Source organism: Kitasatospora sp. NPDC059747 (assembly GCF_042732955.1).
Taxonomy (GTDB): domain Bacteria; phylum Actinomycetota; class Actinomycetes; order Streptomycetales; family Streptomycetaceae; genus Kitasatospora.
Genome location: NZ_JBHWGV010000072.1, coordinates 1,724 through 7,961, shown reverse-complemented (window position 1 = coordinate 7,961; position 6,238 = coordinate 1,724). Strand labels below are relative to the sequence as shown.

The following is a 6,238-nucleotide window of genomic DNA, read 5'->3' as shown; positions in this document are numbered from 1 at the left end:
AGGCGCGCGCCCGGCCGCGCGGCCGGCGCCCCGCGCCCCCGGGGCCCGCGCCCCGCCCCCCCCCCCCCCCGGCGGTGTCGTGTTCCCGGGAGGGGCTTCGCAGCGTTTCGGTGATTCGGGCCTGCCGGCAGCCGCCGGGCCGTCATGATGATGGCGTTGCGTCAACCTGTTGGGGGGCAGGGGTGGGGTCGGAGCTCGACGAGCGCGAATGGGGACGGCCTCCGGAGTTCGGGGCCGAGTTGCGGCGGTTGCGGAAGGTGCGGGGGCTCTCGCTCGCGGAGATGTCGCGGCTCGTCCACTACAGCAAGGGCTACCTGAGCAAGATCGAGAACGGCGGCAAGCCCGCGACGCCCGACCTCGCGCAGCGGTGTGACGACATGCTGCGGGCGGGCGGCGCGCTGGTGCGGCTGGTCGAGTGCCCGCGGGCCGATGAGCGAGGGACGGACGGTGGGGACGAGCCGTGTCCGTACCCGGGGCTCGCGTCGTTCGGGCCGGGGGAGGCGCGCTGGTTCGCCGGGCGGGACGGCGAACTCGCCGAGTTGCTCGACCGGTTGGCCGAGCGGGCCGGGCACGGGCCGCTCGCGCTCGTCGCGCCGTCGGGGGCCGGGAAGTCCTCGCTGCTCATGGCCGGGCTGGTGCCGGCGCTGCGCGGTGGGGCGCTGGCTCCCGAGGGGAGGCCGGGGTGGCGGGTGGCGGTGTGCACGCCGACGGCGCACCCGTTGGCCGCGCTGCGGGAGGCGCTGGAGGAGGCGGCGCGGGAGGAGCCGTCGGGCGCCGGACTGGCACTGATCGTCGACCAGTTCGAGGAAACGTTCACTCTGTGTGCGGACGAGGAGGAGCGGCGGGCGTTCGTCCGGACGCTGTGCGGGCTCGCGACGGTGCGCCCGGCGGCGCTCGTCGTGCTGGGTGTGCGGGCGGACTTCTGCGGACGGTGCCTCGACCACCCTGAGCTCGTGCCCGTGCTCAGCCACGGGCTGCTCGCGCTCGGCCCGATGGCCGGGGCGCAACTGCGGGAGTCGATCACGCGGCCGGCGGCCGAGGCGGGGCTGGGGCTGGAACCGGGGCTGGTGGAGGTGTTGCTGCGCGACCTGGGGGAGCGGGCCGGGGCGGCGGAGAGCGCCGGGGTGCTGCCGCTGCTGTCGCACGCGCTGTTGGCGACCTGGCAGCGGCGCGACGGGCGGACCCTGACGGTGGAGGGCTACCTGGGCACGGGCGGCATCCACGGCGCGGTCGCGGAGAGTGCCGAGCGGGTGTTCTCGGGGCTGGGCGCCGGGCAGCGGGAGCTCGCTCGGCAGCTCCTGCTGCGGCTGGTGCAAGTCGGCCCGGAGGGCGAGGAGTTCCGGCGGCCGGTGGCGCGAGCGGAGCTGCTGTCGCTGCTGGTGGGCGGGGACGGCGGGGCGGTGCTGGACGCCTTCGTCCGGGCCCGGCTGCTCACCGTGGACCGCGAGACGGTCGCGATCACGCACGAGGCGCTGCTACGGGCCTGGCCGCGGCTGCGGGACTGGGTGGAGGCGGACCGGGCCGGCCTGCTGATCCGTCGTCAACTCGGTGAAGCTGCTGCGGAGTGGGACCGGGACGGACGGGACCCTGCCGCGCTCTATGGCGGTGCGCGGCTCGCGGCGGCTTGGCAGTGGGCGCATGATCCGCTCCATCACGATGAATTGACGGATCGTCAAACAGGCTTTCTGCGGGCGAGCCGGAAGCATGAGGACGAGCGCCAGGGGGTGGCCCGCCGGCAGGCGCGACGGCAGCGTCGACTCATCGTTTCGCTGGTCCTGTTGCTCGTGATCACGCTCACCGCCGGGGCCTTCGCCTACCAGCAGCGGTCCTCGGCGGTCGACCAGGGGCGGACGGCGACGTCCAGGGCGATGGCGGCCGAGTCGGGCCGGCTCGCCGCCGGGCGGCCCGAGGCGTCGATGCTGCTCGCCGACCGGGCGTTCCGGCTCGCGCCGACCGTCGAGGCGCGCAGCGCGCTGCTGAGCACGCAGGCGCAGCCGTTCGCGGGGCGGCTGGTCGGGCACACGGGGCCGGTGAACGGGTGTGCGATCAGCCCCGACGCGAAGCTGCTGGCGACGGCGAGTTCGGACGGGACGGTGCGGCTGTGGAGCCTGCCGGACCGGCGGCCGAGCGGGACGCTGGTGGGGCATTCCGGGCCGGTCAGGGGTGTCGCGTTCAGCCCGGACGGGCGGGTGCTGGCCTCGGCGGGCTCGGACGGGGTGCGGCTGTGGGACGTGGCCGGGCGGCGCTCGCCGGTCGTGCTGGGCGGGCACGACGGGTCGGTGCGGGCGGTCGCGTTCAGCGCGGACGGACGGGAGGTGGTGTCGGGCGGGGCCGACGGCGTCGTCCGGGTCTGGTCGGCGGCCGCGTGGGACGAGGGCGCGAAGCTGAAGGGGGACATCGGGGGCACCGGGGACGTGTCGGCGGGGCCCCGGCCGCTGGTGACGCTCACCGGTCATCGGAGTGAGGTCCAGGCCGTCGCCACCGGACCGGACGGGCGGACGGTCGCGTCGGCGGGCGCGGACGGGACGGTGCGGCTGTGGGACGCCGTGACGGGTGCCGCCACGGCGGTTCTGAGCGGGCACGGCGGGCAGGTGCTCGGGGTCGCGTTCAGCCCGGACGGGCGGAGCGTCGCCTCGTCCGGGACGGACCGCACCGTGCGGCTGTGGGACGTCGCGAGCGGCGCCACGACGGCGGTCCTCACCGGGCACAGCGACGACGTCAACGCGGTGGCGTACCTGGACGGCGGCGCCACCGTGGTGAGCGCGGGCGGGGACGGGACGGTGCGGCTGTGGGACGTCGCCGGGCGGCGGGTGACCGCGACGCTCGCGGGCCACACCGACTACGTCCTCGGCGTCGCGGCCGGCCGGGACGGCACGCTGCTGGCCACGGCCGGGTTCGACCAGTCGGTGGTGCTGTGGGACCTGGGGGCGGCGGCACTCGTCGCCCATCCGTTCGCGGAGGTGTGGCGGGCGGTGTTCAGCCCGGACGGGCGGACGGTCGCGTCGGCGGGTGCGGACGGGACGGTGCGGCTGTGGGACGTCGCGACGCGGCGGCAGACCGGGGTGCTCACCGGGCACGGCGGTCAGGTGCTGGGCGTGGCGTTCAGCCCGGACGGGCGGCTGCTGGCCTCGGCCGGCGCCGATTCGACGGTCCGGCTGTGGGACGTGGCCGCGCGGAGCCAGGTGGCGGCGTTCACCGGGCACCAGGGCTCGGTCTTCGCGGTGGCGTTCGGCCCGGACGGGCGGCTGCTCGCCTCGGCGGGCGAGGACCGTACCGTCCGCCTCTGGAACGTGCCCTGGCAGCGGGCCGAGGGAGTGCTGATCGGGCACACGGACTTCGTCAACGCCGTCGCCTTCGCCCCGGACGGGCGCACGCTCGCCTCGGGGAGCGACGACCTCACGGTGCGGCTGTGGGACGTCGGTGAGCTGCGCCCGGTCGGCACGCTGACCGGGCACACGGGGGCCGTGCGCGGACTCGCGTTCTCGCCGGACGGACGGACGCTCGTGAGCGGCGGCAACGACGGGTCCGTCCGGCTGTGGGACGCCAGTGAGCGACGGCCGCTGGCGACGCTCGCCGGGCACACGGGGGCGGTGCGGGCGGTCGCGTTCTCGCCGGACGGGCGGACGGTGGCGAGCGGGGGGAACGACGGGACGGTCCGGACCTGGGACGCGCGGGCGGGCGCGCCGGTCGCCGCGCTGGCCGGGCACGGGAACGCCGTCTGGTCGGTCGACTTCGGCCCGGACGGGCGCTCGCTGGCGAGCGGCGGCAGCGACGGGACGGTGCGGTTCTGGAACCAGGACACCGGTGCGCGCTCGGCCGCGATCTGCGGGCTGCTCGGACCGGTCGACGCGGCGCGGTGGGCGGCGCTGCTGCCGGGGGAGCCGTACCGGGCGGGGTGTTGACCGGGGCTCGTCGAGGCAGGTCGGCCGCGGTTTCCCGGAAGGTTTCCCGTTTCCCGATGGGATGGGCGACCGGTGGCGGGTGGACGGTTGCCGGGTCGGGTGGGCAGGCTCGGGGCATGGGCGGCGGTCCGCGACCGCATTCGGTGTCCGACGATGCGTCAGATGTCGTGCGGCCATGGGGGTGTACGGGGGACGGCCGCACGGCCGGGTGCTTCCTCCCTTGAGCGGCCCGCCGCCCGTTCCGTCGCACCTCCATGAAGAGGGGACCTTCCTTGCGAGCGAACCACCGTAGAACTCCCGTGGCAGGCCTGCTGCTTGCCCTCCTGGCCGGGCTCCTGAGCGCGATCACCCTCGCCGCTCCGGCCCGCGCCGACACCACCGCCGCGTGCGGGCTGGGCGGCACCCCGATATCCGACGGCGCCGCCCGCGCCATCGCCGCCGCGTGCGACGAGGTCGCCGCCGGCACCTGGTACACGTGGGGCGGCGGCCACGGCCCGACCCCGGGCGCCACGTACGGCAGCGTCGACCCGAGCGACCCCGAGCGGTCCAAGAACGATCCCTACCGGCAGGGCTACGACTGCTCCGGGTTCATCCGCTGGGCCTGGTACAAGGCCGCGGGCTCGGACGTCGTCGGGCAGAAGGACGCCGCCGAGGAGTTCCAGCTCCCCGGGCAGCGCCTGGGCACCGACACCGGTGTGCTGAAGCCCGGCGACCTCGTCTTCTGGGGCACGTCGTGGGTCCACCACGTGGCGATCTATCTGGGCGGCGGCAAGATCGTCGAGGCGCGGGAGTCGGACACGCACATCATGGTGTCCGACCTGACCAGCCACAACATGGCCGACTACGCGGGCGCCGTCCGCTACGACCCCGGCACGGCGGCCACCACCAACCACCAGACCTGGAGCAACGGCGTCAACATCCGCCCGACGCCTGGCACTTCGGGCCCGCCGGTCGCCGTCCTGCCCGGCCCGACGGCCGTGCGCGTCCAGTGCCAGACCCACGGTGAGTCGGTGACGGCGGAGGGCTACACCAACGACGCGTGGTCCTACCTGCCGGACTACCACGGTTGGATCAGCAACATCTACCTCCAGGGCCCGGCCTGGTTGCCGGACGTGCCCACCTGCTGACCGGCGACCCCCCTCCGGCCCTCGCCCGCTCGGGCGGGGGCCGGGCGTCGCCCCCCCTGCCGTCAGCGCGCCACGCGGCGGGCCCGCAGGTACTCGCGGGCCAGGAGGTGCAGGGCGCCGAGCTTGGACGGGCCGGCGGACCGGCGGAGCAGAGCGGGGACGTCGGCGCGGGCGGTGGCGCTGGTGAGGGCCTCCAGGCCGACCATGCAGCGGACCATCGGCCGGTGGGCCGGCGGGGCCAGGTCGACCACCGTGCGGGCGGCGGCGAGGGTGCGGTCGACCTGGTCGAGCTGCTCGGCGACCAGGGCGCGGAAGGCCGGTGTGTCGCGGCCCTGTTCGAGGTCGGCGCGGGTGACGCCGTGCCTGTCGAGAGTGTCGGCGGGGATCGTCAGACGGCCGTCGGCGAGGTCCTCGGCGAGGTCGCTGACGAAGTCGAGGCGCTGGCTCGCGTCGATGAAGACGCGGCAGGCGGCCTCGTAGGCGCTCTGGTCGCCATCGGGGCCGAGCAGCGCGGCGACCACCATGAACGCGGGCAGTGCGTAGCCGTCGAGGTAGGCCTGGTAGTCGGACTCGGTCGCGAAGCCGGTGAAGTCGAGGTCCGCGAGGGCTCCGGCGAGATGGCCGGGGATGCGCTCGCGCAGGACGGGACGCGCGGCGGCGGAGGCGAGCAACGGGCGCAGCTCGGGGTTGTCCGTCCGGCCGGTCGCGAGTCCTTCGACGACCTCCTGCTCCCAGCGCGCGTAGGCCGGCCGCCGCTCGTCGACCGGGCCGCTGTCGAGGAGGGTGTCGGTGCGGTGCATGAAGGCGGTGGCGGCGATCACGTGCGGCACCAGCCGGGGCGGCAGCAGCAGCCCGGCGGCGAGGGCGGCCTCGCGGCGGTAGGCGGTGACCTGCTCGCGCTGCCGGCCGTAGTCGCCGCGCAGTCCGGGGTCGTCGATCCCGGCCGCGTCCAGCGCGCGCTCCCAGCTGCCCACGTGCTTCCCTTCGGTCCTTCGTTCGATCGTCCCCGAGCCTAGACGGTGGGCGTGGGGGTGGTGATACGAGGGCCGGGCGCGAGCGATTGGTAAGTGTTCGGTAAGGCGGGTTCGTTTAGGGTCGAAAGACGAGAGCCGCCCGGGTTGGTCTGGAGGGGGGGGGGGGGGGCGGCGGGGCGGGGGGCCGGTATTTGTTATTATAGATCAACAAACAAAAATAATAATATAAAAAAAA

General features: G+C 75.2%; 3 protein-coding genes. 2 read left to right on the top strand and 1 reads right to left on the bottom strand.

What is annotated here, in order from left to right; all coding sequences use genetic code 11:
• Positions 1–74: 74 nt before the first annotated feature.
• Positions 75–3,902, top strand: coding sequence for a helix-turn-helix domain-containing protein (locus ACFV4G_RS27765; protein WP_380444833.1), 3,828 nt, complete (start codon positions 75–77; stop codon positions 3,900–3,902).
• A 299-nt stretch (positions 3,903–4,201) separates the two neighbouring features.
• A complete protein-coding gene (locus ACFV4G_RS27760) occupies positions 4,202–5,029 on the top strand; it encodes an NlpC/P60 family protein (RefSeq protein ID WP_380444831.1) in 828 nt (275 codons plus the stop codon).
• A gap of 62 nt (positions 5,030–5,091) precedes the next feature.
• Here the strand turns inward: ACFV4G_RS27760 and ACFV4G_RS27755 are convergent, their stop codons facing one another.
• Positions 5,092–6,003, bottom strand: coding sequence for a phytoene/squalene synthase family protein (locus ACFV4G_RS27755; RefSeq protein WP_380444830.1), 912 nt, complete (start codon positions 6,001–6,003; stop codon positions 5,092–5,094).
• Positions 6,004–6,238 lie beyond the last annotated feature (235 nt).